At 71.4% G+C, this 24,909-nt stretch carries 25 protein-coding genes; 14 read left to right on the forward strand and 11 right to left on the reverse strand.

Annotated features, from left to right (window positions below; genetic code table 11):
* Positions 1–60 precede the first annotated feature (60 nt).
* The 5 genes from ACZ4EG_RS11295 to ACZ4EG_RS11315 all read left to right on the forward strand — a co-directional run bounded on the left by ACZ4EG_RS11295 (position 61) and on the right by ACZ4EG_RS11315 (position 5,777).
* Positions 61–1,068 carry a zinc-binding alcohol dehydrogenase family protein gene (locus ACZ4EG_RS11295; RefSeq protein ID WP_467790804.1) on the forward strand — a complete coding sequence of 336 codons (1,008 nt, stop codon included), beginning with the start codon at positions 61–63 and terminating at the stop codon, positions 1,066–1,068.
* A gap of 236 nt (positions 1,069–1,304) precedes the next feature.
* Positions 1,305–2,747 carry a family 2B encapsulin nanocompartment shell protein gene (locus ACZ4EG_RS11300; protein WP_467790456.1) on the forward strand — a complete coding sequence of 481 codons (1,443 nt, stop codon included), beginning with the start codon at positions 1,305–1,307 and terminating at the stop codon, positions 2,745–2,747.
* Between the two features lie 16 nt (positions 2,748–2,763).
* Positions 2,764–3,816 (forward strand): family 2 encapsulin nanocompartment cargo protein terpene cyclase, encoded by a 1,053-nt coding sequence (locus ACZ4EG_RS11305; protein ID WP_467790457.1) that lies wholly within the window; start codon positions 2,764–2,766, stop codon positions 3,814–3,816.
* 65 nt (positions 3,817–3,881) lie between these two features.
* Positions 3,882–4,760: a geranyl diphosphate 2-C-methyltransferase gene (locus ACZ4EG_RS11310; RefSeq protein ID WP_453550267.1), complete on the forward strand. Its 879-nt coding sequence runs from the start codon at positions 3,882–3,884 to the stop codon at positions 4,758–4,760.
* Positions 4,761–4,901: 141 nt separating this feature from the next.
* Positions 4,902–5,777, forward strand: coding sequence for an aminoglycoside phosphotransferase family protein (locus ACZ4EG_RS11315; RefSeq protein ID WP_467790805.1), 876 nt, complete (start codon positions 4,902–4,904; stop codon positions 5,775–5,777).
* An 86-nt stretch (positions 5,778–5,863) separates the two neighbouring features.
* On the opposite strand, the gene ACZ4EG_RS11320 is transcribed toward ACZ4EG_RS11315, so the two are convergent.
* Positions 5,864–6,346: a VOC family protein gene (locus tag ACZ4EG_RS11320; protein ID WP_453550270.1), complete on the reverse strand. Its 483-nt coding sequence runs from the start codon at positions 6,344–6,346 to the stop codon at positions 5,864–5,866.
* Positions 6,347–6,476: 130 nt separating this feature from the next.
* Here ACZ4EG_RS11320 and ACZ4EG_RS11325 point away from each other — a divergent pair, with 130 nt between their 5' ends.
* Positions 6,477–7,682, forward strand: coding sequence for an epoxide hydrolase family protein (locus ACZ4EG_RS11325; RefSeq protein WP_467790458.1), 1,206 nt, complete (start codon positions 6,477–6,479; stop codon positions 7,680–7,682).
* Positions 7,683–7,689: 7 nt separating this feature from the next.
* On the opposite strand, the gene ACZ4EG_RS11330 is transcribed toward ACZ4EG_RS11325, so the two are convergent.
* Complete coding sequence (locus ACZ4EG_RS11330; RefSeq protein WP_453550274.1) at positions 7,690–8,064, reverse strand: helix-turn-helix domain-containing protein; 375 nt, start codon at positions 8,062–8,064, stop codon at positions 7,690–7,692.
* 47 nt (positions 8,065–8,111) lie between these two features.
* Here ACZ4EG_RS11330 and ACZ4EG_RS11335 point away from each other — a divergent pair, with 47 nt between their 5' ends.
* Positions 8,112–8,933 (forward strand): class I SAM-dependent methyltransferase, encoded by an 822-nt coding sequence (locus ACZ4EG_RS11335; RefSeq protein ID WP_467790806.1) that lies wholly within the window; start codon positions 8,112–8,114, stop codon positions 8,931–8,933.
* 1 nt (position 8,934) lies between these two features.
* On the opposite strand, the gene ACZ4EG_RS11340 is transcribed toward ACZ4EG_RS11335, so the two are convergent.
* Positions 8,935–9,516 (reverse strand): DinB family protein, encoded by a 582-nt coding sequence (locus ACZ4EG_RS11340; protein ID WP_467790459.1) that lies wholly within the window; start codon positions 9,514–9,516, stop codon positions 8,935–8,937.
* 221 nt (positions 9,517–9,737) lie between these two features.
* Here ACZ4EG_RS11340 and ACZ4EG_RS11345 point away from each other — a divergent pair, with 221 nt between their 5' ends.
* The gene (locus tag ACZ4EG_RS11345; RefSeq protein ID WP_467790807.1) at positions 9,738–10,625 is read left to right on the forward strand and encodes an RNA polymerase sigma factor SigF; all 888 of its coding nucleotides are present in this window, start codon (positions 9,738–9,740) and stop codon (positions 10,623–10,625) included.
* Positions 10,626–10,636: 11 nt separating this feature from the next.
* Here ACZ4EG_RS11345 and ACZ4EG_RS11350 read toward each other — a convergent pair whose 3' ends face one another.
* Both ACZ4EG_RS11350 and ACZ4EG_RS11355 read right to left on the reverse strand, forming a co-directional pair.
* Positions 10,637–11,089: an ATP-binding protein gene (locus ACZ4EG_RS11350; RefSeq protein WP_453550278.1), complete on the reverse strand. Its 453-nt coding sequence runs from the start codon at positions 11,087–11,089 to the stop codon at positions 10,637–10,639.
* Positions 11,090–11,207: 118 nt separating this feature from the next.
* A complete protein-coding gene (locus ACZ4EG_RS11355; RefSeq protein WP_467790460.1) occupies positions 11,208–12,560 on the reverse strand; it encodes a DUF6777 domain-containing protein in 1,353 nt (450 codons plus the stop codon).
* A gap of 254 nt (positions 12,561–12,814) precedes the next feature.
* On the opposite strand from ACZ4EG_RS11355, the gene ACZ4EG_RS11360 reads away from it, so the two are divergent.
* Entirely contained in the window at positions 12,815–14,002 is a 1,188-nt protein-coding gene (locus tag ACZ4EG_RS11360) for a streptophobe family protein (RefSeq protein WP_453550863.1), read from the forward strand.
* A 10-nt stretch (positions 14,003–14,012) separates the two neighbouring features.
* Here the strand turns inward: ACZ4EG_RS11360 and ACZ4EG_RS11365 are convergent, their stop codons facing one another.
* From ACZ4EG_RS11365 to ACZ4EG_RS11380, 4 genes are all read right to left on the reverse strand, one after another.
* Positions 14,013–15,158 carry a serine/threonine-protein kinase gene (locus ACZ4EG_RS11365; protein ID WP_467790461.1) on the reverse strand — a complete coding sequence of 382 codons (1,146 nt, stop codon included), beginning with the start codon at positions 15,156–15,158 and terminating at the stop codon, positions 14,013–14,015.
* Positions 15,155–15,697 carry a hypothetical protein gene (locus ACZ4EG_RS11370; protein ID WP_467790462.1) on the reverse strand — a complete coding sequence of 181 codons (543 nt, stop codon included), beginning with the start codon at positions 15,695–15,697 and terminating at the stop codon, positions 15,155–15,157. Before ACZ4EG_RS11370 ends, ACZ4EG_RS11365 begins: the two co-directional genes overlap by 4 nt.
* An 8-nt stretch (positions 15,698–15,705) precedes the next feature.
* Positions 15,706–18,045 (reverse strand): ABC transporter ATP-binding protein/permease, encoded by a 2,340-nt coding sequence (locus ACZ4EG_RS11375; protein ID WP_467790463.1) that lies wholly within the window; start codon positions 18,043–18,045, stop codon positions 15,706–15,708.
* A gap of 118 nt (positions 18,046–18,163) precedes the next feature.
* The gene (locus ACZ4EG_RS11380) at positions 18,164–18,574 is read right to left on the reverse strand and encodes a hypothetical protein (RefSeq protein WP_390710754.1); all 411 of its coding nucleotides are present in this window, start codon (positions 18,572–18,574) and stop codon (positions 18,164–18,166) included.
* A gap of 312 nt (positions 18,575–18,886) precedes the next feature.
* On the opposite strand from ACZ4EG_RS11380, the gene ACZ4EG_RS11385 reads away from it, so the two are divergent.
* Positions 18,887–19,270, forward strand: coding sequence for a nuclear transport factor 2 family protein (locus tag ACZ4EG_RS11385; protein WP_467790464.1), 384 nt, complete (start codon positions 18,887–18,889; stop codon positions 19,268–19,270).
* An 87-nt stretch (positions 19,271–19,357) separates the two neighbouring features.
* Complete coding sequence (locus ACZ4EG_RS11390; RefSeq protein WP_467790465.1) at positions 19,358–19,645, forward strand: DUF1905 domain-containing protein; 288 nt, start codon at positions 19,358–19,360, stop codon at positions 19,643–19,645.
* A gap of 71 nt (positions 19,646–19,716) precedes the next feature.
* Here ACZ4EG_RS11390 and mgrA read toward each other — a convergent pair whose 3' ends face one another.
* Positions 19,717–20,709: an L-glyceraldehyde 3-phosphate reductase gene (gene mgrA / locus ACZ4EG_RS11395; protein WP_467790466.1), complete on the reverse strand. Its 993-nt coding sequence runs from the start codon at positions 20,707–20,709 to the stop codon at positions 19,717–19,719.
* A 111-nt stretch (positions 20,710–20,820) separates the two neighbouring features.
* Between mgrA and ACZ4EG_RS11400 the strand changes: the two genes are divergently transcribed.
* From ACZ4EG_RS11400 to ACZ4EG_RS11410, 3 genes are all read left to right on the forward strand, one after another.
* Complete coding sequence (locus tag ACZ4EG_RS11400) at positions 20,821–21,735, forward strand: LysR family transcriptional regulator (protein ID WP_467790467.1); 915 nt, start codon at positions 20,821–20,823, stop codon at positions 21,733–21,735.
* A gap of 67 nt (positions 21,736–21,802) precedes the next feature.
* Entirely contained in the window at positions 21,803–23,299 is a 1,497-nt protein-coding gene (locus ACZ4EG_RS11405) for a carotenoid oxygenase family protein (RefSeq protein ID WP_467790468.1), read from the forward strand.
* Between the two features lie 27 nt (positions 23,300–23,326).
* On the forward strand, positions 23,327–23,842 hold the full coding sequence (locus ACZ4EG_RS11410; protein WP_467790469.1) for a mycothiol transferase: 516 nt from the start codon (positions 23,327–23,329) through the stop codon (positions 23,840–23,842).
* Here ACZ4EG_RS11410 and ACZ4EG_RS11415 read toward each other — a convergent pair.
* Positions 23,824–24,894: an adenosine deaminase gene (locus ACZ4EG_RS11415; RefSeq protein WP_467790470.1), complete on the reverse strand. Its 1,071-nt coding sequence runs from the start codon at positions 24,892–24,894 to the stop codon at positions 23,824–23,826. The two genes, ACZ4EG_RS11410 and ACZ4EG_RS11415, sit on opposite strands and share 19 nt — an antisense overlap.
* Positions 24,895–24,909: the final 15 nt, after the last annotated feature.

The following is a 24,909-nucleotide window of genomic DNA, read 5'->3' on the forward strand; positions in this document are numbered from 1 at the left end:
GAGACGGCGGGCGTCGGCAGGACGGGGCGCGGCATGACGGACTCGGTGGTCGCAGGCACGATGCGGGCGTGGTCGGTGACCCGGCCCGGACCGGTCGAGGAGGACCCGCTCCGGCTCGTCGAGCGGCCGGTGCCCGTGCCCGGGGACGACGAGCTCCTGGTCCAGGTGCGCGCCTGCGGGGTCTGCCGCACCGACCTGCATGTCACCGAGGGGGACCTGCCCGTGCGCCGGCCGGGGGTGACACCCGGGCACGAGGTGGTCGGCGTGGTGGCCGGGAAGGGGGCGGCCGTGGCGGACTTCGCCGTGGGCGACCGGGTGGGCGTGGCCTGGCTGCGGTGGACCGACGGCGAGTGCCGATACTGCCTGCGGGGCTCGGAGAACCTGTGTCCCCGGTCGCGGTACACCGGCTGGGACGCGGACGGCGGCTACGCGGAGTACACGACCGTCCCGGCCGGTTTCGCCCACCGGCTGCCGGGCGAACTGGACGACGTGGCTCTGGCCCCCCTCCTGTGCGCGGGGATCATCGGCTACCGCGCGCTGCGCCGCACCTCGCTGCCGCACCGCGGCCGGCTCGGGCTGTACGGGTTCGGGGGCAGCGCCCATCTGTGCGCGCAGGTGGCGCTCGCCGAGGAGGCCACCGTGCACGTCCTGACACGGGGCGCGGACGCCCGTCGGCTGGCCCTCGAACTGGGCGCCGCCTCGGCGCGCGACGCGTACGAGCTGCCCCCGGAGCCCCTGGACGCCGCCATCCTGTTCGCCCCGGTCGGCGACCTGGTCCCGGTCGCGCTGCGGGCCCTGGACCGGGGCGGGGTCCTGGCCGTCGCCGGCATCCATCTGAGCGACGTACCGCCGCTGCACTACGAGACCGATCTGTTCTACGAGAAGGAACTGCGCAGCGTCACCTCCAACACCCGTGCGGACGCCCGCGAGTTCCTCGCCAAGGCAGCGCTGCACGGGATCCACGCCACGACCCACACCTATCCGCTGTCGCAGGCGCCGCAGGCTCTCAGGGACCTCAAGGCCGGCCGCTTCGACGGGGCGGCGATCCTGGTGAACGATCTCTCCTGATCCCAAACCCCGGATGATCCACAAGCCCCCGGGGGTGCGGGGGCGGAACCTGCGCGCGCGATCACGCTCCCCTGTGCCGTACACCCCGAACGACAGGTTTGCACCACCAAGGAATGAAACCGCCCCTTTCGCGCCGTACCGGAAGATCACCACGGCTGTTTGGCTTGTCCGAGCGCACCATCAACTCGCACACCACCGACCGATCCGGTCACCCCGTTCACCTCCCGGGAGGGAATGTGTCCACACCGGACAGTGCCACCGGTTCCGCCATCGACGAGCCCGCCCCCGACCCCGCCGTGGACGGGCAGCCCACCAGCCTCGGCACCCGCGCGGCGCGCCAGCTGGCCACGACCACCAAGTCCGAACCGCAGATGCAGGCCATCACCTCCCGATGGCTGCTGAAGACGCTGCCCTGGGTGGATGTGAAGGGCGGCGCCTACCGGGTCAACCGGCGTCTGACGCTGCGCACCGGCCGCGGCCGGGTGCACTTCGAGCAGAACGGCGCCGACGACATCCGGGTCGTCCCCGAGACGCTGACCGAACTGCCGGTCCTGCGCGGCTACCCCGACACGGACGTGCTGCGGGAGATCGCCGCCCGTTTCCAGGCCCGTGAGGTGCGGCCGGGGCAGGTGCTGTTCGAGGCCGGACAGCCGGTCACGGAGGCCTACCTCGTGGTCCACGGCCGGTTCACCCGCTACACCGCCGGCAAGTACGGCGAGGAAGAGGTGCTCGGGGTCGTCACCGACGGCGACCAGATGGGCGACGAGGCCGTCGGCCAGGTGGACCCGCTGTGGCTGAGCTCGGTGCGGGCCGAGACCGCGGGCGTGGTGCTGGCACTGTCCTGGGCGGTCGTCGAGGAGTTCACCGAACGGGCACCGTCGCTCGCCGCGCATCTGCGGGCGTACGTCGAGCGGCAGCGCAAGCCCGTGAACCGCAAGGGTGAGGCGGACGTTCCGCTGCAGGCCGGCCACGTGGGCGAGCCGACGCTGCCCGGCGGCTTCGTCGACTACGAACTCGCCCCGCGCGAGTACGAGTTGTCGCTCACCCAGACCGTGCTGCGGGTGCACACCAGGGTCGCCGACCTCTACAACAACCCGATGGACCAGACCGAGCAGCAGATCCGGCTGACCGTCGAGGAGATCCGCGAGCGCCAGGAGTGGGAGCTGGTCAACAACCGGGAGTTCGGGCTGCTGCACAACGTCGACTACGGGCAGCGCATCAGCACCTGCACGGGCCCGCCGACCCCGGACGACCTGGACGAACTGCTCTCGATGCGCCGCAGGACCAAGGTGCTCCTCGCCCATCCGAAGGCGATCGCGGCGTTCTTCCGGCAGTGCAACCGGCGCGGCCTGGTGCCCGGCACCGCGAGCGTCGACGGGCACGAGATCCCCGCCTGGCGCGGTGTCCCGATCTTCCCCTGCGGCAAGATCCCCATCACCGACGACCACACCAGCAGCATCATCGCGCTGCGCACCGGCGAGGCCGACCAGGGTGTCGTCGGCCTCCACCAGTCCGGTATCCCCGAGGAGTACCGGCCCGGCCTCAATGTGCGGTTCATGGGGATCGACACCGCCGCGATCATCAGCTATCTCGTCACCGCCTACTACTCGCTGGCCATCCTCGTCCCCGACGCGGCGGGGATCCTGGAGAACGTCCAGCTCGGCCGGACCGCCGACTGACGACGTGGAGCACACCATGAGCACACCCACCCACTCCTATGCGCTGCCCGGGCCGCCGAACATCGCCCAGAGCCTGCGCACCACCCGGCGCACCGGGGTGATCCCCGGACTGCACCACCGGCCGGCCGCTCCCGCCGATCCGGACAAGGCCGCCGAGATCGACCGCAGGCTGGAGGCCTGGGCCCATGACCTCGATCTGTTCCCGCAGGCCTGGAAGGGGGACTTCGCGGGCTTCCAGTTCGGCCGGGCCGTCACGCTCCAGCATCCGGGCGCCCTGGACCTGGACCGCCTCACCACGGCCGGCAAGCTGCTGCTCGCGGAGAACATCGTGGACTCCTGCTACTGCGAGGAGGACGAGGGCCGGGGCGGTTCGCGGCGCGGCCTGGGCGGCCCGCTGATCATCGCCCAGTCGGCGCTCGACCCCTTCCACGGCACCCCGGAACTGGAGGAGGAGTGGCGCCAGGGCCTGTCGGTCGACGGACCGCTGCGCTCGTACCGGTCCGCCCTCGCGGACTACGCCGCCTTCGCCACTCCCAGCCAGACCGGCAGGTTCGTGCACGACATGGCCCGGCTGCACATGGGCTATCTGGGCGAGGCCGCCTGGATGGAGACCCGGTACAAGCCGCGGGTGTGGGAGTACCTGGTGATGCGGCAGTTCAACAACTTCCGCCCCTGTCTGTCGCTCGTCGACGCGGTGGACGGCTACGAACTGCCCGAGCAGGTCTACGCCCGCCCCGAGATCCAGCGGATCACCGCCCTCGCGTGCAACGCCACCACCGTCATGAACGACCTCTACTCCTTCACCAAGGAGCTGGAGAGCGATCCGGATCACCTCAACCTGCCGCAGGTCGTCGCGGCCGACGAACGGTGCGGGCTGAAGGCCGCCTATCTGAAGTCCGTCGAGATCCACAACCGGATCATGGAGGCCTTCGAGGAGGAGTCCGCCCTTCTGTCCGCCACCTCGCCCCTTGTGGAGCGCTATGCCCGGGGGCTTGCCGCCTGGGTGTCCGGCAACCACGAGTGGCATGCCACCAACACCCATCGATACCACCTGCCCGACTACTGGTAACAGCGCCAATTCCGCACCACAGAGCAGTATCTGAAACAGCGTCAGACGCGTCAGAGGAGTCACTGTTGACCACCGCCCCCGTCGCCCGGACCACGGCCGCAGCTGTGCCGACCCAGTCCACGTACCAAAGCCGCGTCGCGGACTACTGGAACGCCGAGGAAAATCCGGTCAACCTCGAACTCGGCAAGATCGACGACCTGTACCACCATCACTACGGCATCGGTAACGTCGACTGGACCGTGCTCGACGAGCCCGACCCCGACCTGCGCCGGGAGCGGATCACCGCCGAACTGCACCGCCTGGAGCACGCCCAGGCCGAGTTCCTCGCCTCCCGGCTCGGCCCGCTCACCCCGGCCGACCGCGTCTTCGACGCCGGCTGCGGACGGGGCGGCGGCAGTGTGGTGGCCAATCTGCGGTACGGCTGCCACGCCGACGGCGTCACCATCTCCGCCAAGCAGGCCGACTTCGCCAATGAGACGGCCCGCCGGCGGGACATCGACGACAAGGTGCGCTACCACCACCGCAACATGCTCGACACCGGCTTCGAGTCCGGCGCGTACGCGGCCTCGTGGAACAACGAGTCCACGATGTACGTCGAGCTGGACCAGCTGTTCGCCGAGCACGCCCGGCTGCTGCGGCGCGGCGGACGCTATGTGGTGATCACCGGCTGCTACAACGACACCTACGGCCGGGCCTCGCGCGAGGTGTCCCTCATCAACGCGCACTACATCTGCGACATCCACCCGAGGTCGGAGTACTTCCGGGCCATGGCCCGCAACCGGCTGGTGCCGGTCCATGTGGAGGACCTGACCGAGGCCACGATCCCCTACTGGGAACTGCGCAAGGACGCCGACCACCTGGTGACGGGCATCGAGGACACCTTCCTGTCCGCCTACCGCAACGGCAGCTTCCAGTACCTGCTGATCGTGGCCGACCGGATCTGAGGCCGTCGCTCCGAGGCCGGCGCTGTGCCGGGGGCGGTGTCGCGGGACACCGCCCCCGGCCCGTGCGGGACCGTCGCCCTCGAATATCGGTCGACAGCAGGCCCGTCGGCGGCTGGAATGGCCCGCGTGTGTGCCGTGAAAATGCATGAGGACGAGGTGGATCTCGATGCCTCGGTCGTCCGTCGGCTGATCGCCGGGCAGTTCCCCGACTGGGCCTCCCTGCCCGCACGGCGTCTGAAGTCCTCCGGGACCGAGAACGCCATGTTCCGGCTGGGCACGGACCTGGTGGTACGGCTGCCCCGGCATCCCGGTGCCGTGGCGGACGTGACGCGCGAGCAGCACTGGCTGCCCCGGCTCGGGCCGATGCTGCCGGTTGCCACGCCCGAGCCGCTGGGGCGGGGCGGGCCCGGCGCGGGCTTCGCCTGGCCCTGGACCGTGTACCGCTGGCTGGACGGACTCAATCCCGTCGCCGGGGCCGTCGAGGAACCCGGACCGCTCGCCGAGGACCTCGCCTCGTTCGTCGGCGCCCTGCGCCGGATCGACGCGAACGGCGGGCCGGCCTGCCACCGGGGCGTCCCACTGGCCACCCGGGACGCGGCCACCCGCGACGCCGTTGACCGACTGGCGGGCAGGGTCGACACCGCGGCGGTCACCGCCCGGTGGGAGGAGGCCCTGCGCGCGCCGGAGCACACCGGCCCGCCCGTCTGGGCGCATGGCGATCTGTCGCCGGGGAACGTGCTGATCGCCGACGGCCGGCTCAGCGCCGTGATCGACTTCGGCACCGTGGGGGTGGGCGATCCGGCGGTCGATCTGATCGTGGCCTGGAACCTGCTGCCCGCGACCGCCCGGGACGCCTTCCGCCGTGCCGTCGGCGCCGACGACGCCGAGTGGGCGCGGGGCCGGGGCTGGGCGCTGTCGATCTCGCTCATCCAGCTGCCGTACTACTGGGACACCAACCCGCCGCTGGCGGAGAACTCACGGCATGTGATCCGCGAGATCCTCGCCGAATCCGCCTAAGGTCTGTCCGGCGGATCAAGTCGCAGGAAAGCAGCGGCGCCGAAGCAGCCCAGGTGAGCGGGGCCTGGTGCGTCCAACTGCAAGGCTCACTCGCCCGCGTACGCCTTCTCCAGGGCGGCGATGTCGAGCTTGTGCATCGACAGCATGGCCTGGGTGGCGCGGGCCGCCTTCGCCGGGTCGGAATCGCTGATCATGTCGTCGAGCCGCTCCGGGATGACCTGCCACGACATCCCGAACTTGTCCTTGAGCCAGCCGCAGGGGCCGGGCTCGCCGCCGTTCTCGGTGAGCTTGGTCCAGTAGTGGTCGATCTCCTCCTGGTTCTCGCAGAAGATCTGGAACGAGATCGCCTCGTTGAACTTGAACTCCGGTCCCCCGTTCAGCGCGACGAACTTGTGGCCGTTGGCCGTGAACTCGACGGTCAGGACGGTGCCGGCGGGACGGGGGGCTCCCTCGGGGTAGCGGGCGACCCTGCCGACGGTGGAGTTCTTGAAGATCGAGACGTAGTAGTGGGCGGCTTCCTCGGCCTGGTCGTCGAACCAGAGGCACGTGGTGAATCCGTCGGTGGCCATGAGCTACCTCCTGGGGCGTGGAGCGCGGTCACCAGTGTCGACCGATCGTCACCGCGAAACTCATCGGCCGGCAGGCCGACTCCTCCGGATGGACGCGGGTCCCTCCCGGACAGGGCCTAGCATCCGGATCATGACGTCTTCGTCCGCAGAGACCATCCGGCCCTACCGCCTCGCGATCCCCGAAAGCGACCTGGACGACCTGCACGAACGACTAGACCGCACCCGATGGCCCGACGAACTGCCCGGGGTGGGGTGGGCGTACGGCGTGCCGGCCGGCTACCTGCGCGAGCTCGTACGGTACTGGCGGCACACCTACGACTGGCGTGCCGCCGAGGCACGGCTGAACACCTGGCCACAGTTCACCACCACGATCGACGGGGCGAGCGTCCACTTCGCGCACGTCCGCTCCCCGGTGCCCGGCGCCACCCCGCTGATCATCACCCATGGCTGGCCGGGCTCGATCGTCGAGTTCCTCGACGTCGTCGGACCGCTCACCGATCCGGCCGCGCACGGCGGCGACCCGGCCGACGCCTTCCACGTCGTGGTGCCGAGCATCCCCGGGTTCGGACTGTCCGGGCCCACGACCGACACCGGCTGGGAGGCGGGCCGGGTCGCCGACGCATGGGCCGAACTGATGGGGCGCCTCGGCTACGAGCGGTTCGGCGCGCAGGGCGGCGACTGGGGCGCGATGATCTCCCGCGAGCTGGGCCGCGCCCATCCCGACCGGGTGATCGGCGTCCATCTCAATCTGCTGCCGGGCGCGCAGGCGACCAGCGAGCCCAACGAGGAGGAGCTGGCCGCGCTCGGCCCCGAGGAGCTGGAGCGCACGCTCGCCTCGTGGCGCCGCTGGTCCGCCTGGTCGGGCGACGGATCGGCGTACGCCCTGCTGCACTCCACCCGCCCGCAGACCCTGGCCTACGCGCTCACGGACTCGCCCGTCGGTCAACTCGCCTGGATCATCGAGAAGTTCCGGGAGTGGACGGACTCCGGGGAACTCCCCGAGGAGGCGGTCGACCGGGACCTGCTGCTGACCAACGTGATGCTGTACTGGCTGACCGGGACCGCCGGTTCGTCCGCCCGGATCTACTACGAGCGTGCACACGCCACGGGTCGCGCGGCCGCCCCCGCCGAGCCGTCCACCGCACCGACCGCTCTGGCGGTGTTCCCCGCCGAGATCCAGCTTCCGCTGCGGCACAGGGCCGAGCGCACCGAGAACCTCGTCCGCTGGACGGAGTTCGACAGGGGCGGCCACTTCGCGGCCATGGAGGAACCGGACCTACTGGTAGGCGATGTCCGGGCCTTCTTCCGGCAACTACGGGAGCACACCTCCGGCTGAATCCCCGTCAAGCGGCCAGGCACAGCCCCTGGTACGGCGAACCGGACGCACGACGGCCCGCGCGATGCCCGGCGACGGCCTGGCGGGCCAGCTCACCCTGCGCCCGGGACAGCAGATCGCCCAGCCCCAGTCCAAGGGCGTGGGCGGCCGCCGCGAGGACCTCCGAGGAGGCCTCCTTTCGGCCACGCTCGACCTCCGAGAGGTACGGCATCGAGATCCGGGCCGCATCGGCCACATCCTTGAGCGTGCGCTCCTGCGCCTGACGCTCACGACGCAGCACATCACCGACGAGGTCGCGCCACAGGGGCTCCCTGGGCTCGGCGGGCGGCTCCTGAGGGCGCAAGGGGATGACGCGGGCGTGGTTCGGCGGTTGGCTGCTCATCCCCTCAGCCTAAAAGCAGTGGCCCGCAGCAGAGCAAGATCGGCATTCTGCCCTGCGTGGAAGCATACGAGTTCACCGGAAAACGCCCGGAGCTGCGCGTCACCTTCGACCGGGACGCCGAGTTGTACGAGCGCGCGCGACCTCGCTATCCCCCTCCTCTCGTCGAGGAGTTGGGCCGGGTCACCGACGCCGCCCCTGGTGCCCGCGTGCTGGAGATCGCTCCGGGCACCGGCAAACTCACCGTCGATCTGGCCCGGTTCGGCTGTGCGATCACCGCAGTGGAACTCGGCCCGTCCATGGCCGCCGTGGCCCGACGGCAACTGGCCGCGTTCCCCGACGTGGACGTCGTCACCGCGGACTTCGAGGAGTGGGAGCTGCCGCCGCAACCGTTCGACGCGGTGGTGTGCGCGACCGCGTTCCACTGGATCGACCCGGCGCTCCGGGTGGCGAAACCGGCCCGCGCCCTGCGCCCCGGCGGACTGCTCGCGGTCGTCACCACCCACCATGTGGCGGGCGGCACCGAGGACTTCTTCGCCGAGGTCCAGGAGCGCTACGAACGCTGGGACCCGGCGACTCCGCCCGGGCTGCGACAGACCCCCGAGTCCGACATCGTCGCCGACACCACCGAGTTCACCGTCTCCCCGCACTTCGGGGACGTCTCCGTGCACGGCCACGCCCAGGAGATCACGTACACGACCGACGCGTACCTGGACGTACTCCTCACGTACTCGAACCACCGCGCACTCCCCGAGCCCGCCCGGAACGGGCTGCTGGCGGACATCCGGGAACTCATCGAGTCGCGGTACGACGGTGTCGTCACCAAGCGCTACTGGCACGAGCTGATCACCGCGGTACGCATCGGGGAGTGAGCTACTGCCCCACCCGCCCGTCGATCCGCTCCCGCAAGAAGTCGGCGTGGCCGTTGTGGCGGGCGTACTCCTCGATCATGTGGACCAGCACCTCGCGCAGCGCGACCGGTTCGTCGGCGTCGAAGCCGGTGATGTCGAGGCTGGGCGCCTCGGCGACGAGGCGTTCCGCGAAGGCGACCTCGGCGCGCCAGGTCCGCCAGGCCTCGGCCACCAGGCCGGGGTCGGGCGCCGCGCCGTCGAAGTCCGCGTGGGGATCGTCGGCGGTGCGGTAGAGCCGGGGTGCGTCCTGCCCGGCCATGACCCGCCGGAACCAGTGCCGCTCCACCTCGGCCAGATGGCGGAGAAGTCCGAGGAGCGACAGGTCGGACGGCGGCACCGAGCGGCGGGCCATGGCCTCGGCGTCCAGCCCCGCGCACTTCATCTCCAGCGTCAGCCGCTGGTCCCGCAGAAATCCGACGAGCGTGTCGAGCTCCCCGACGAAACCGCCGTCGCTGCGCGGATCGTCCTCGGGGCTGACGAACATGTCCCACCAGCCGAAGCTCCGGCCGGGCTGCGCCTGCTGCGGCTCTGTGATGTCGGCCATACGACCGAGGATCGGTCGTGGCCGACCGCCACCGCCACCCAATTTGCGCCAGGCCCGTCCACACCACGCATGCGGCGGGTGACTGCGGGTACCCGCACCAGGAAGCACGCATGGGACGCCCGGTTCCGGGTACACGGCCCGTCACGCAACGCGAGCAAGGTGCCCGGAACAGCAGAGGCCGAAGAGGCAGACGTCGGACCGTGACTTTCGTGGGAGAGGCAATGAACACCGCCGGGATCCGGTCGGAAGCAGTGGTCATCGAGCAGACCGCCGAGAGCGCGACGGACGAGGGATCGCTGCCGGAAATAGCGGACCCGAGGAGCATCGCCCCGCGTGACGCGCGGGAGCTGTCACGTCAGTTCTTCCAGCGTCTGACCGAGCTGGACGAGGGCACGCACGAGTACCAGTACGCACGCAACACCCTCATCGAGATGAACATGTCGCTGGTGCGGTTCGCGGCCGGACGGTTCCGCAACCGCGGCGACGACATGGAGGACATCGTCCAGACCGGAATGATCGGCCTGATCAAGGCGATCGACCGGTTCGAGCTCTCGCGCGAGGTGGAGTTCACGTCGTTCGCGCTCCCGTACATCGTCGGCGAGATCAAGCGGTTCTTCCGCGACACCACCTGGGCCGTGCATGTCCCGCGGCGGCTGCAGGAGCTGCGCGTGGAGCTCGCGAAGGCGCGCGAGGAGCTCTCCTGCCTGCTGGACCGCGAGCCTACGGTCGCCGAGCTGGCCACCCTGATGAACATCACCGAGAACGAGGTGGTCGAGGCGCAGCTCGCCTCCAACGGGTACAACTCCGCTTCGCTGGACGCCGCGCTGACCGGTGACGGGCCCGAGGACGGCGAGGCCGTGCTGGCCGACTTCATCGGCATGGAGGAGGAGGGGCTGCGGCTCGTCGAGGACTTCCAGTCGCTCGCCCCGCTCATGGCCGAACTCAGCGACCGCGACCGCGAGATCATCCATCTGCGGTTCGTGGAGGAGGCCACCCAGGCGGAGATAGGCGAACGGCTCGGGTGCTCGCAGATGCATGTCTCCCGGCTGATCAAGCGCATCATCATGCGGCTGCGCGAGGGCATGCTGGGCGAGCTGGGCTGCGCCTGACCGCACGGTCCTCAGTGGGCGAGGTTCACCAGCGCGCGCACCCGCTTTCCGACCGGGACGCGTTCGGCGGTCACCTCCGTGGCCAGGGCGTGCACGATCTCCAGACCGTGCCGTCCGACGCGTTCGGGGTCCCGCGGGAATCGCCGGGGCAGCGCGGCGCTGCTGTCGTAGACACACACCGTGACCGCGTTGTCCGTGCCCTCCAGTTCCAGGATGTACGGGCCGTTGCTGTGCCGGTCCGCGTTGGTCACCAACTCGCTGACCACAAGGAGCAGTTCACCGTCGGTCCGGTCGTCGATGCCGGCGCACCACTCGGTCCTGAGCTGGTCGAGGAAGAGCGCGGCGAAGGTGCGTGCCGCGGCGATGCATCCCGGTTCGCCGGTGTAGTGCGCCGCCCGTCGGAGCGGTTCCACGGGCACGTCGAAACCAGTTGGTATCACTGCCCCGTCCAGATGCTCGGTCATGCGTTTCTCTCTCGGAAGCCGGTCCGGCCGGTCTCTGCTGCACCAGTGCTCGTACCCCGAGCGGGGCGCCACAGTCCCAGAGGGTGTTCGCCGACCGCGCACATCGGCCGGACAGGTCCTAGCTGGGCTGGCCACCGGTGTCCTGCGGTGCCGGAACGTTCCCCGTTTCCTGCTGCGGCGCGTTCGAGGTCACCCCGGGCTGCTGCTGCGTTTCGGGGGTGGCCGGGGGCTCGGGGGCGAGGGACTCGGTGACCGTCCCCTGCTCGGAGGCGGGAGACCCGTAGGTCGAGGTCGACTCGGAGGACGGAGCCTCCGAGGAGGGCGCCTGCGAGGACGGGGACTCGGACGACGGGGATTCCGAGGACGGGGACTCCGAGGACGGCGACTCCGACTTCGGGGACTCCGACGACGAGGACTCGGAGGACGGGGCCTGCGAGGACGGCGACTCGGACGACGGCGATTCCGAGGTCGGGGAGGACGTGGACGGCGACGACGGGCCGGTCGAGGTCGGCGACGTCGGGGCGGTCGGCGGTGTGTACGGCGTGGCCCAGGGGTTCACCTGATGCTCCGGCGGACTGGTCCTGTGGTCCTGGTCGCCCGAGTGGTCACCGCGGTGCCGCTGGATCCACTCGTCGTTGTGGCCGTCGAAGATGATGAAGATGTTGATGATCTGCGGCGCGGGCCGGACCACCACGACCGCCGAGGGCCGGTACGACGCCCAGTGGTCCCCCACCGGCTTCGGCGGGGTCCGCTGGGCGACCGGCGGGGTCAGCGGGTTGCCGCTGGCGCAGCGCACCCGGGGCACCCCGCGCCCGTCGACCAGCACGGCGGTACCCGTCTGCAGGACGGCCTGGTAGTTGGTGGCCGCGCCGTTGCGGTACCCATGGTCGGTGACCCGGGTGTCCACGCGGAGTTGCACCGGGGTGAGCGAGCGCAGATACGCGGGAACCGCCGACGGCCGGATGCCGACGACCGAGGCGAACGCGTTGTTCTTGGCCGGGCTGGCCTGCAGCTCCCTGATCTGCTTCGCCACGTCGCAGCTGGGGGTGTTGCGGGTACCGGCGTACAGGCCGGGGTCCCCGCCGCGCACGCTGTGCAGTTCGTTGCCCGTGGCCGCCGTCATGGTCGCGGAGGGGGTGATCGGCGTGACGGAGCCGCTCTTCGCCGTCGACTGGGTGAAGGGGTCCTGCCCCGTCGAGTTCGCGGCCTGCAGAAAGACCTCGCTCGCCTTGGCCGTACCGCCGCCGCCCGCGTTGGACAGGACGACAGCGACGATCACGGCGACCACGACGGCCGTGGTGAGCAACGCGATGCGCGGTGCGGACCTCCACCACGGATGGTGCGGTTCCGGCGCCCCGCCACCGCCGCCCGCGGGTGGCTGCGGCGGTGGCTCGGAGGGCGGCTGGGCCCCCGACAGGGGGCCGGAGGGCGGCCCTGTCGGACGGCCGGATGACGGAGGTTCGACGCTCACGAGGTCTCCTCCCGCACGCGATCGGTTGCGCCGAGCGTCTGGTTTCACCCAATTGCCGCTCGCGTCACAACTAACCCATTGTGTGCTCCCGTCCCACGCGGCCCGCAAGCCGACGCGGACGGCCCACCCGGCGGGCGACCCTGCCGGGGGCTGCTTAGCGTGGCAGCGTGAGCCCCCGGACCGACCCCGACCGGCCCGTCGCGCGCCACGGCTGGGTACAGGCCCTGGCCGTGGTGCTGGCCGGACTGGCCGCCATGGTCGTGGTCGCCGCCCTGGGACTGTGGGCGGCGGGCGCCGGCGAGCTGCCGGACGGCGCCTTCCCGCGGGTGGTCGCGGCGACCGTCGTGGCGGCCGTCGGAGGCACGGTCGAGTTCTCGGGGAACGCCGGATCGCTCGCCAGGACACGGGCGGAGCTGACCGTGATCCCGCTGTCGGTCACGCTGACCGGCGCCCTGGTGATCGCCGCCGGATCCCTGCGGCCGCTGCGGCACCGGGCGGTCGCCGGGGCCGGGGAACTGGCCGGGTGGGCCGCCCGACTCGCGGTGCTGTGGCTGTTCGCGCTGATCGGCCTGGCCCTGGCGGCCCGTCAGACCTTCAGAGTCGACCTCGGCAACGGAGTGCTCAGTGACATCGGCGAACTCTTCGACGCCACCCCGACGGTCGGGTTCACCACGAACTCCCTGCTGACGGTGGTGTACGGGCTGCTGTGGCTGGCCGGTGTGCTCGTACTGGCGCTCCTGGTGTCACGCGGGGCGCCCCTGCCGGCGCGGCTGCTGCGGTTCCAGGAGTCGGTGCGTCCGGCGGCGTACGCCGTGGTCGCGCTGCTGCTGGCGTACGTGGCGCTGGCCGTCGTCGTCGCACTGGTCGCGGCGGCCACGCGCGGGCACCCCGCGGACACGTTCGCGGTCGTCCTGTTGGGCCTGCCGAACCTGGCCTGGCCGGCCCTCACCATCGGCCTGGGCGCCACCTGGCACGGCCGGGTGGACGGCCCCTTCGGGCTGCCCATGCCCCATGTCCTCGACGAGGTGCTGCGCACCCCGGACGTCTCCACGCTGAACCTGCGCACGCTCGCCGAGCAGGACGGCAGGATGTGGTGGCTCCTGGTGGTGGACGTCGTGCTCGTCCTGGCCGCCGCGTTCCTGATGGCGGTGCGCTCACCGGCCCGGATACGACTGTGGCAGCACGCCCTGCGCCTGGCCGTCGCGCTCGCCCTCGCGGTGCTCATGATCTGCCTGCTCGGCCGGATCTCCGCGCACTACGGCCTCTCCCTGCTCGGCATCGGCAACCTGAGCGGTGGGCTCTCCGGCGAGCTGTATCTGAACCCCGACGTGTGGTCGGCGGTGGGCCTCGCGGTCCTGTGGGGGCTGGTGGCCGGCTTCCTGGGCGGTCTGCTGGCCCGGCCGGTGCACCGCCGGGGCGAGGTGCCGGCGCGCCCCGGCTGACCGGTCCGGGTCAGGGCCGCCGGCCCCGGAAGACCGGCTCGGCCCACGGCGGGAGCTCCGCCGCCGGCTCCGGACCTTCGGCCGCCGGGAACTCTGCCGCCGAGTCCGCACCTCCCGTCGCGGAGACCTCGGCGGCCGGCTCCGGACCTTCGGTCGCGGGGAGCTCGGCCGCCGGCCCCCGGCCTCCCGGCGCGGAGACCTCGGCCGACGGCTCCGGGCCTCCGGTCGCGGGGAGGTCCGCCTCGGTCACCGGGTGGCCGGCCTCCGGCTGCGGTCCGCCCGTCATGACCGCGCGCAGGGCGGCGACGAAGGCGAGGCAGGAGTCGTACCGGTCGTCGGGGCTCTTGGCCATGGCCTTGGCGAAGACCTGGTCTACGGCCGGGGGCAGGTCGGGGCGGGCCTCGGACAGCGGTGGCGGCTCGTCGTACTGGTGGGCCCACAGCAGGGCCATGTCGTCGTCGCGCTGGAAGGGCGGATGGCCGGCCAGGGTTTCGTGGACGACGCAGGCGAGGCCGTAGACGTCGCAGCGGCCGTCCACGGGGCGGCCGGATATCTGCTCCGGGGCCACGTAGTCCAGTGTGCCGACGAACTGGCCGACCGTCGTGAAGCCGGTCAGGGACAGCGACTTCTTCGTCAGCCCGAAGTCGGTGAGGTACACATGCTCGGGGTGATCGCTGTCGGTACCCCGGCCGACGAGGATGTTGCCGGGCTTGACGTCCCGGTGGACCAGCCCGTTCTCGTGGGCCGCGTCGAGCGCGGACGCCACCTGCGCGGCGATCCGCACCGCGGCCGGGAAGGGCAACGGGCCCTCCCGGTCCAGCAGATGGCGCAGATCGCTGCCGGAGACGAACCGCATGGCGATGTACAGGACACCGGCCGTCTCCCCGGCCTCGAAGACCGGCACGATGTTGGGGTGGTCGATCGCGGCGGCCACCCGGGACTCATGGGTGAAGCGCCGGCGGAAGGTGTCGTTGCGGGCGAGCTCCGGGGCGAGCAGCTTGAGCGCCACCGTGCGGTCCAGCCGCACGTCATGGGCCCGGAAGACGACGGCCATGCCGCCCCGGCCGATCTCGTCCTCGATGCGGTAGCCCGCGATCTGCTTCCCGACCAGCTCGGACGGCCGCCCGGAGAACACGCTCGCCTCGCGCGCCGTCACGGCTCGCCCTCATGGGTCACGACGCGGGTCGGGGGGTGACCCGGGACGCTGGTGCCGGGTGTGTCCGTGTCCGTGGCGTAGGTGCTCAGCCTCCTCCCGTCGCCGTACATCCACCGCCCCTCGTCGGGGTCGTACAGCCACATGGCCTCCCCGTCGACCACGACGCCGATCCGCAGTCCCCGGGTGCGCCCGCGGAAGGACTCTCCGTCGAGGCGGCCGTCCGCCAGTTCCTTCACCGCGGCCCCGTAGTCGGCCAGCGCCTCCTCGGCGCGGGCCAGCAGCGGGCGCGGATCGGCACTGTCGCCGGGTGTGCCGGCCGCGGGCGGGTCCTCGGGCACGGCGACCAGATAGCGGCCGTCGACCCAGGCGGACCAGCCGTTGGCGCACCGGATGTGTCCCCAGTCGCCGCGCCGCTCCACGAGCTGCACGGGCAGCAGCGGGTCGAGGGGCAGGGTGGACCGGGCAGGGTCCGGCGCCTCCCAGGCGGGCATCCCGTCCGGGGGGACGACGTGGGTGGGCCGGAAGCCGGGGGCCGTCATCGTGCCGCCTACTTCCGCATCACCACGGGTTCGTACCGGCGCAGCAGCCAGGAGACCAGGACGCCGAAGACCACCGAGAGCACCACCAGCATCGCCATGTTGACCAGCCACACATCCGCCGCATGCCGGAACAGCGGGTCGGCGGTCAGCCGGCCGGGGACGATCCGGGACACCTCGATGGTGCCGGCCATCGCGCCGAGGGCCCACCGGGCGGGTACCAGCCAGGCGATCTGTTCCAGACCGGGCACGCCGTACAGCTTCAGCAGGGCACCGCAGAAGACCAGCTGGACGATGGAGATCAGCACCAGCAGCGGCATCGTCACGTCCTCCTTGCGCACCACCGCCGAGACCACCAGGCCGAGCATCATCGCGGTGAAGGAGAGCAGGGCGACCGTGACGGTGATTTCGAGCAGCGGCGCCGTCAGTACGCCCCTGCCGCCGGGCGCGTTGAGATCGACCCCGAGCAGCCCGACGAGGGTGAGCACCACGGCCTGGAGCACGGTGATCGTGCCCAGGACGACGACCTTGGAGACCAGGTACGCCGATCTGGACAGGCCGACAGCACGCTCACGCTGGTAGATCACGCGTTCCTTGACGAGTTCGCGCACGGCGTTGGCCGCGCCCATGAACACGCCGCCGACGCACAGGATGAGCAGCGCGTTCATCGCGGTGTCCAGGGTCAGTTTCGGTCCCGACAGGGCGCGGGCCATCACGCCCATCACGAAGGGCAGCGCGATCATCGTGACCACGAAGATGCGGTCGGCGGCGAGCGCGGCCGTGTAGCGGCGCACCAGGGTGCCGAGCTGGGCGCCCCAGCTGCGGGGGCGGGGCGGCGGGGCCGGGGCGACCGGTCCCGCGCCGGGGCGGCGGGGCTGTGCGGTCGCCTCGGCGATGTAGTGCCGGTGGAAGGGCGATTCGCGGTACTCCCGCGCCCAGTCGCGCTCCCGGTCGCGTTCGAAGGCCTCGAAGGCCTCCGGCCAGTGCTCGAAGCCGAAGAAGGCGAGGGCGTCGTCGGGCTGCCCGTAGTACGCCACCTTGCCGCCCGGCGCGAGCACCAGGAGGCGGTCGCAGACGTCGAGGCTGAGGACGCTGTGGGTGACGACGATGACGGTACGGCCGTCGTCGGCGAGCCCGCGCAGCATGTGCATCACCGACCGGTCCATGCCGGGGTCGAGTCCGGAGGTCGGCTCGTCGAGGAAGAGCAGCGACGGCTTGGTCAGCAGCTCGAGGGCCACGCTGACCCGTTTGCGCTGGCCGCCCGAGAGGCTGTGCACGGGCTGGCCGGTGCGCTGTTCCAGGCCCAGTTCCCGGATCACCTCGTCGACCCGGGTCCGGCGCTCTTCGGGGGCCGTGTCCTGCGGGAAGCGCAGCTCGGCGGAGTAGGACAGGGCGGCGTGCACGGTCAGCTGGGCGTGCAGGATGTCGTCCTGCGGGACCAGGCCGATGCGCTGGCGCAGCTCGGCGTAGTCGCGGTAGAGGTCGCGGCCGTCGTACAGGACGGTGCCGTGGTCGGCGGGGCGCTGTCCGGTGAGGGCGTTGAGCAGCGTGGACTTGCCCGCGCCGCTGGGTCCGACGACCGCCAGCAGGCACTTCTCCCCCACCGGGAAGGAGACGCGGTCGAGGAGGATCTTGTGGCCGCGGTCGACGGCAACCGTGAGGTCCTGCACGTCGAGGGAGACCTCACCGGTGTCGATGTACTCCTGCAGGGTGTCGCCCACGAGGCTGAACGTGGAGTGGCCGATGCCGACGATGTCGCCGGGGCGGATCCGGGCGCGGGTGACGGGCTGGCCGTTGAGGTAGGTGCCGTTGTGGCTGCCGACGTCGGCGATCTCGTACGTGCCGTCGGCGAGGGCGCGCAGTTCGGCGTGCCGGCGGGAGACGATCAGGTCGTCGACGACGAGGTCGTTGTCGGCGGCGCGGCCGATGCGGACGGTGCGCGTGGGCAGCGGCCGTACGGTGGTGGGCTGCCGGAAGGTGCCCGTCAGCGCGGGCATCGACACGGCGGAGGGACGGTCCGGGGCGGGCTCGGGGCGGCCGACCAGGACCGCGCGGGGCCCGTCGGACGGGCTGCCGAAGCGGATGACGCTGCCCGGCCCGACGCCCGACTCCTGGATACGGCGGCCGTCGGCGTAGGTGCCGTTGGTGCTGTGTTCGTCCTCCAGCGTCCAGTGGCCGTCCTCGGGGCGCAGCACCGCGTGGTGCCACGAGACCCGGGCGTCGTCGATGAAGACGTCGCACAACGGATCCCGTCCCACGTGGTAGTCGCGCTCCGGACTCATCACCGTGGAGCCCGCGTCGGTCTCCAGCACGAGCTCGGGCGCAGTCGGGGCGACCTGCCGCTCCGCCATGGCCTGAATTCTACCGATTCGCTCACATGTGCGCCTGGCCACGGGTCGGCCCCGGACCTCCGGCGGTCGCGGTCGTCCGCCGGGCCGCCACCACCCCGCCCCGGGCCGCTGTCACGTGTCAGGCGACGGGAACGACGAGCGCCGGGATGGTGCGCTGCATACGCAGGGCGTCGACCGACTCGGCGAGCAGCTCGTACTCGGTGGTGTCGTCGCTGGCCGCGATCCGCACCAGCCGGCCGCCCGCCAACTCGTCGGCCACCAGTTCCTGTTGGGCACTGTCGGCACACCAGGCGCGCAGCACGCCGGGCACGTCGGCCACGCTCTGCGCGACCGGGACGAGGGCGCCGGTGGGGAAGCGCGGGTTCTCGGGTAAGGGGTCGAGTCGCTCGGCGATCCAGGAGGCGCGGTCCCGCAGCCACCACAGCGCCAGGGCCAGCGTGGGCGCGCGATAGGTGCCGAGGGGGACGCCGATGCGCCGCCCCTCGCACGTGCCGTACGCCGTGACATGGCACAGGAATTCGTCGTGCACGATCACTCCCCCGTCGCGTTTCCTCGTGTGCCGGCCGGTCCTCGCTTTCCGTGCGGCTCCTGTGCGGTGAAGTGCCCCTGGCGTTTGAGTATCTTCACTCCCGAAACACTGTCACCATGACTTTCCGGCCAGTCTCTTGGCATATTCACCGCACCTTTTGGCCGAAATGCGGTTCCCGCTCCGTCCCGCGGTGATTACCCCGGGGGTAATCGACCCGTCCCGTGGACCCGGGCATGGTGGTCGTACCGGCTCGACAAACCGAGGATCCGGTTCCTGACCAGCAAGAACAACACCGATGGAGGCTGATTCGCCATGTCCGTGAACACCGACCGTTACGAGAGTGCCGTCGCCCGCTACTTCGAGGCCTGGAACGCCACCGAGCCCGAGGCCCTGGCGAAGGCGGTCGCCGAGGCCTGGAGCGCGGACGGCGGCTACACCGACCCGCTCGCCGACGTCCGCGGGCACGAGCAGATCACGGCCGTGATCGCGGCGGCGCACCAGCAGTTCCCCGGTTTCTCCTTCCGTCCCCTCGGCGCCGTGGACGGGCACCACGACACGGCGCGCTTCGCCTGGGAGCTGGTGAACGACGCGGACGGCTCTGCGCCGGTGGCCGGCTTCGACGTGATCACGCTGGACGCCGAGGGCCGGATCAGGCAGGTGCTCGGCTTCCTGGACCGGGTACCCGCCGGGGTGTGACCCGCGAGGTCCGCGATGAGTTTTCCCGCTCGCGGTGGTCTCTTGAGGTGGCAAGGCCCAAGGAGAGCACCGCGAGCGGAGGACGACATGACCAAGGCGGGAGACCTGGACGCGCGATTCACCGCGGTCCTGCGCAAGAGTCCCCAACAGGGCGGGTGGACGTATGTCGTGTGGCCCGACTCCGTGGAGTTCTTCGGCACCCGCGGACTCGTCAAGGTGCGCGGCACGATCGACGGGGAGCCGTTCCGAAGCTCCTTCATGGCCCTGGGCGACGGCACCCACAAGCTGCCGGTGAAGGCCGAGGTCCGCAAGATCATCGGCAAGGAGGAGGGCGAGACGGTGACCGTGCACCTGCTGGAACGGCTCGGCTCCTAGGGTCTGCCCGGCGTGCTGCCGTGCGCTCGGCCCGGAGGCGGCGGTCCGCCTCCGGGGTGTGGGCGTGCGCCCTACGGCTTGACGATCGCCTCGATCCGCGCCAGTTCCTCGGCGTCGAAGTCCAGGTTGCGGATGGTGCCGACGCTGTCCTCGATCTGCTGCGGGCTGCTCGCGCCGACCAGGGCGGAGGTCACCCGTCCGCCGCGCAGCACCCAGGCGAGGGCCAGCTGGGCCAGGGTCTGGCCGCGGGACTTGGCGATCTCGTCGAGTGCGCGCAGCCGGCCGACCAGGTCCTCGGTGACCGCGTCCGAGTTCAGGAAGGGGCTGTCGCTCGCGGCGCGGGAGTCCTCCGGGATGCCGTCGAGGTAGCGCCCGGTGAGCAGGCCCTGCTCCAGCGGGGAGTAGACGATGGAGCCGACCTGGAGTTCGTCCAGGGCGTCCAGCAGGCCCTCGTCCTCGGGGCGGCGGTCGAGCATCGAGTAGCGCGGCTGGTGGATGAGGAGCGGGGTACCCAGCTCGCCGAGGATGCGCGCGGCCTCGCGGGTCTGCTCCGCCGAATAGTTGGAGACGCCGACGTAGAGTGCCTTGCCCTGCTGGACCGCCGAGTGCAGGGCGCCCATCGTCTCCTCCAGCGGAGTCTGAGGGTCGGGGCGGTGCGAGTAGAAGATGTCGACGTGATCCAGACCCATCCGGGTGAGGCTCTGGTCGAGCGAGGACAGCACGTACTTGCGCGAGCCCCACTCGCCGTACGGACCGGGCCACATCAGGTACCCGGCCTTGGTGGAGATGACCAGCTCGTCACGGTACGAAGCGAAGTCCGCCTTCAGCGCCTCGCCGAGGGCGGACTCGGCGGCGCCGGGCGGCGGGCCGTAGTTGTTGGCCAGGTCGAAGTGGGTGACGCCGAGGTCGAAGGCGCGGCGCAGGATGGCGCGCTGGGTCTGCACCGGACGGTCGGGGCCGAAGTTGTGCCACAGGCCGAGCGACAGCGCGGGAAGCTTCAGACCACTGCGTCCGGTGCGCCGGTAGGGCATGTCGGCGTAGCGGTCGGGGTGTGCGGTGTACAACGCGACTCCAGAGGGGTGGGCACAGGATCTACCTCTTCCACTCTTCCCCGGGCCGGGTACAGCGGTCCAACAGAAGAATCCGATGGAATTGTGCGGCTAGGCTTCTCAATCATGGAATTGCGCCACCTCCAGCACTTCGTCGCGGTCGCCGAGGACCAGCACTTCACCCGGGCCGCCGAGCGGCTGATGGTGTCCCAGTCGGGTCTGTCGGCCTCGATCCGGGCGCTGGAGCGGGAGCTCAGGGCTCCGCTGTTCGTGCGCACCACCCGCCGGGTGACGCTGACCGAGGCCGGGCGGGCGCTCCTCGCCGAGGCCGAGCGGATCCTGGCACAGGTCCGGGCGGCGCACGAGGCGGTGGCCGCGGTGCAGGGCGTGCTGCGCGGGACGCTGGCGCTCGGCACCGAGCAGTGCATCGCCGGGGTGCATGTGGCGCGGCTGCTGGCCGCGTTCCGGCGCCGGCACCCGGACGTGGAGATCAGGCTGCGGCAGGCGGGCTCCGGCGCGCTGGCCGAGGAGGTCGCGGCCGGGCGGCTCGACCTGGCCTTCGCCTACCGCACGCAGGACGACACGGACCAGCTGCGCTCGGTGCCGCTGACGAGCGAGCCGATGACCGTGCTCTGCCACCCGCACCACCGCCTCGCCAGGGGCGGAGCGGCCCTCACGGCGGACGACCTCGGCGGCGAGGTCTTCGTCGACTTCCACCCGGACTGGGGCCCGCGCCGCACCACCGACGCCGCCTTCACCGCGGCCGGCGTCCGCCGTACGGTGGCGCTGGAGGTCAACGACGTGCACAGTCTCCTGGACCTGGTCGACGAGAACCTCGGGATCGCCGTCGTACCGCGGCACTTCCGGCACAAGCGGACCTCTCTGCTGGCGCTCCCCCTCAAGGGCACGGGCGAGGCGGAGTACGAGACGGTCGCCCTGCTGCCGCCCGAGACGGCCACCAGCCCGGCGGCCCGCGCGCTGGTCGCCCTGCTCGAAACAGGGGGTCTGGCGACACCCCAAGACGGGGCCCACCCCTCCTGACCTCGGCGTCCCGCCACCGCAGACTCATGACCGTTCCTCACGGCAACTACGGTCAGGAGAACCGGACATGGCGGAACACACACGGCGGGGCGTGCTGCGCGGCGCTGCCGGAATGGCGGCGGCGGGCGCACTCGTCGGGGCGGCCGGGCCTCGGGCCGCGGCCCGTCCAGGAAGGGCGACGGACCGTCACCACCCCTTCCTGGAAGGCGCGTTCACTCCCGTCACCGAGGAGTTGACGGCCTTCGACCTCCCGGTCACCGGCCGCATCCCCCGCGAACTGAACGGCCGCTTCCTGCGCAACGGCCCCAACGTCCTGGGCCTGGAGGATCCGCGCGCCCACCACTGGATGCTCGGCGAGGGCATGGTGCACGGCGTCCGGCTGCGCGACGGCCGGGCGGAGTGGTACCGCAACCGCTGGGTTCGCTCCTCCCAGGTGACGAGGAAGCTGGGCGAGCCCTACCCGGGCCCAATCCCGCCGGACGACTTCGCGTGCAACACGCATGTGATCCCGTACCGGGGGCGGATCCTCGCGCTCCAGGAGAGCGGGCCGCTGCCGTACGAACTCGACGGCGAGCTCAGCACGGTCGGCACCCACGACTTCCGGGGCACTCTGGAGGGCGCGTTCACCGCGCACACCAAGTACGACGCGTGCGCGGGCGAGTTGCACGCCGTCGCCTACTACCCGACCTGGGACCACGTCCGGCACCTGGTCGTGGACCCGGCCGGCCGGGTCGCGCGCACGACGCGGATCCCGGTGTCGGAGGCGCCGATGATGCACGACTTCGCGCTCACCGAGAAGCACGTGGTCGTCTTCGACATCCCGGTCACCTTCGACCCGGCGGCGGCCGAGCGCGGCGCTCCGGTGCCGTACCGCTGGAACCGGAAGCACCCCACGCGCGTGGGTGTCATGCCGCGGACGGGCGGCGCCGTGCGCTGGTTCCGCATCGAGCCGGTCTTCTTCTCGCACACCCTCAACGCCTACGACGAGGGGTCGTCCGTGGTCGTCGACCTGACGACGTATCCGGCACCGTTCTACGTCGCCGGGCGCGGCTCGGACGGGCCCTACGCGGCGGGGACCGCGAGGCTCGAGCGCTGGACGATCGATCTGCGCCACGGACGCGTGCGGCAGCGGACGCTCGACGACCGGCCGCAGGAATTCCCGCGCGTGAACGAGGCGTTGGTGTCCCGCCGCCATCGCTACGGCTACTCGGCGGCCGCCGCCGACCTGACGCTGGCCTACCTCGCCCCCGACGGGAACCCGCCCGACCGCGCCTTCTCCAACGCGCTCATCAAGCACGACCTGTTGCGCGGCACGGCCCGGGTGCACCGGCTGCCGAAGGGCGCGGCGGCCGGCGAGGCCGTGTTCGTGCCGCGGGACCCCACGGACCCGAAGTCCGCCGAGGACGACGGATACGCGATCGCGTACGTCCACAACCCGGACCGGGGTGCGGCGGACCTGTTGATTCTCGCGGCCCAGGACTTCACGGGCGAGCCGGTGGCCCGGATCCGGCTGCCGGGACGGGTGCCGCTGGGCTTCCACGGGAGCTGGATTCCGGACGCGTGAGGGCGTGCGATGCGCGATGGTGGACCTATGCATGCAAGGGACATCCTCATCGACGGCTACAGCCGCATCCAGGAAGAAGTCCATGCCACCCTCGACGGCCTCGGACCGGACACGCTGCACGCCCGCCCGGCGCCCGACGCCAACTCCGTCGCCTGGCTCGTCTGGCATCTCACCCGGGTCCAGGACGACCATGTCGCCGACGCCTTCGACCTCGAACAGGTGTGGCTCTCACAGGGCTGGGAGAAGCGCTTCGGACTCGACCTGCCGCGCCGGGACACGGGATACGGCCACGGCGCGGCGAAGGTCGCCAAGGTGCGCGTCGAGTCCGCCGGGCTGCTGACCGGGTACTACGACGCCGTGCACGAGCAGACCCTGGGGGTGCTGCGCGAACTGCCTGCCAAGGATCTGGAGCGCATCGTGGACGAGCGCTGGGATCCGCCGGTGAGCCTAGGCGTACGGCTGGTCAGCGTCCTGTCCGACGATCTGCAGCACATCGGACAGGCCGCCTATCTGCGGGGGCTGCTTCAGAGCGCGGCAGCGTAACCCGGCAGGACCACGTCCTCGATGAGGGCGTTGCGCTCGTCGAACGGGATGAACGCGCTCTTGAGGGCGTTCACGGTGACCGTGCGCAGGTCCTCGACCGTCCAGCCCGCCTCCTCGACCAGCAGGGACAACTCCCGGGTCATGGTCGTACCGGACACCAGCCGGTTGTCGGTGTTGACGGTGACCCGGAAGCCGAGGTCCTTCAGGGCCGTGATGGGGTGCTCGGCGATGGAGGTGGCGCAGCCCGTCTGGAGGTTGGAGGTCGGGCACATCTCCAGGGCGATGCGGCGGTCGCGCACCCAGCCGGCGAGGCGGCCGAGCTTGCCGTCGACGATGTCCTCGGTCAGGCGCACGCCGTGGCCGATGCGCTGGGCGCCGCACACCTGGAGGGCCTGGTGGATGCTGGGCAGGCCGTGCGCCTCACCGGCGTGGATGGTGAAGGGCACGCTCTCGCGGCGCAGGTGCTCGAAGGCGTCCAGGTGGTCGGCGGGCGGGAAGCCGTCCTCGGCGCCGGCGATGTCGAAGCCGACGACGCCGGCGTCACGGTAGGCGACGGCCAGGTCGGCGGCCTCGCGGACGCGGTCGAACATCCGCATGCCGCAGAGCAGGGTGCCGACCCGGACGGGGGTGCCGGCGGCGGCCGCCTTGGCCATACCGGCGGCGAGGCCCTCCTGGACGGTCTCCACGACCTCGCTCAGCGACAGCCCGCCCCGGGTGTTCAGCTCGGGGGCGTAGCGCACCTCGGCGTAGACGACACCGTCGGCGGCCAGGTCCAGGACGTACTCCTCGGCGACGCGCAGCAGGCCCTCGCGGTTCTGCATGACGGCGAGGGTGTGCTCGAAGGTGGCTATGTAGCGCACCAGATCGCCGGAGTTGGCAGCCTCGAAGTACCAGGCGGCGAGCTCGTCCGGGTCGGTGGTGGGCAGGGTGTGGCCGACCGCGGCCGCGAGCTCGACGACAGTGGCGGGGCGCAGCCCGCCATCGAGGTGGTCGTGCAGGACGGCCTTGGGGAGGCGGCGGATCACTTCGGCGTCTACGCGCGTAGCAGTCATGGCGGGTCTTTCCTT

Source organism: Streptomyces sp. NPDC025638 (assembly GCF_055558775.1).

Coding starts and splice junctions, on each gene's coding strand:
- ACZ4EG_RS11390 (WP_467790465.1), top strand. CDS start 19,358: ATGACCAAGGCGGGAGACCTGGACGCGCGATTCACCGCGGTCCTGCGC.
- ACZ4EG_RS11400 (WP_467790467.1), top strand. CDS start 20,821: ATGGAATTGCGCCACCTCCAGCACTTCGTCGCGGTCGCCGAGGACCAG.
- ACZ4EG_RS11370 (WP_467790462.1), bottom strand. CDS start 15,697: ATGACGGCCCCCGGCTTCCGGCCCACCCACGTCGTCCCCCCGGACGGG.
- ACZ4EG_RS11415 (WP_467790470.1), bottom strand. CDS start 24,894: ATGACTGCTACGCGCGTAGACGCCGAAGTGATCCGCCGCCTCCCCAAG.
- ACZ4EG_RS11345 (WP_467790807.1), top strand. CDS start 9,738: ATGAACACCGCCGGGATCCGGTCGGAAGCAGTGGTCATCGAGCAGACC.
- ACZ4EG_RS11295 (WP_467790804.1), top strand. CDS start 61: ATGCGGGCGTGGTCGGTGACCCGGCCCGGACCGGTCGAGGAGGACCCG.
- ACZ4EG_RS11330 (WP_453550274.1), bottom strand. CDS start 8,064: ATGAGCAGCCAACCGCCGAACCACGCCCGCGTCATCCCCTTGCGCCCT.
- ACZ4EG_RS11360 (WP_453550863.1), top strand. CDS start 12,815: ATGGTCGTGGTCGCCGCCCTGGGACTGTGGGCGGCGGGCGCCGGCGAG.
- ACZ4EG_RS11410 (WP_467790469.1), top strand. CDS start 23,327: ATGCATGCAAGGGACATCCTCATCGACGGCTACAGCCGCATCCAGGAA.
- ACZ4EG_RS11405 (WP_467790468.1), top strand. CDS start 21,803: ATGGCGGAACACACACGGCGGGGCGTGCTGCGCGGCGCTGCCGGAATG.
- ACZ4EG_RS11305 (WP_467790457.1), top strand. CDS start 2,764: ATGAGCACACCCACCCACTCCTATGCGCTGCCCGGGCCGCCGAACATC.
- ACZ4EG_RS11325 (WP_467790458.1), top strand. CDS start 6,477: ATGACGTCTTCGTCCGCAGAGACCATCCGGCCCTACCGCCTCGCGATC.
- ACZ4EG_RS11340 (WP_467790459.1), bottom strand. CDS start 9,516: ATGGCCGACATCACAGAGCCGCAGCAGGCGCAGCCCGGCCGGAGCTTC.
- ACZ4EG_RS11320 (WP_453550270.1), bottom strand. CDS start 6,346: ATGGCCACCGACGGATTCACCACGTGCCTCTGGTTCGACGACCAGGCC.
- ACZ4EG_RS11385 (WP_467790464.1), top strand. CDS start 18,887: ATGTCCGTGAACACCGACCGTTACGAGAGTGCCGTCGCCCGCTACTTC.
- ACZ4EG_RS11350 (WP_453550278.1), bottom strand. CDS start 11,089: ATGACCGAGCATCTGGACGGGGCAGTGATACCAACTGGTTTCGACGTG.
- ACZ4EG_RS11315 (WP_467790805.1), top strand. CDS start 4,902: ATGCATGAGGACGAGGTGGATCTCGATGCCTCGGTCGTCCGTCGGCTG.
- ACZ4EG_RS11375 (WP_467790463.1), bottom strand. CDS start 18,045: ATGGCGGAGCGGCAGGTCGCCCCGACTGCGCCCGAGCTCGTGCTGGAG.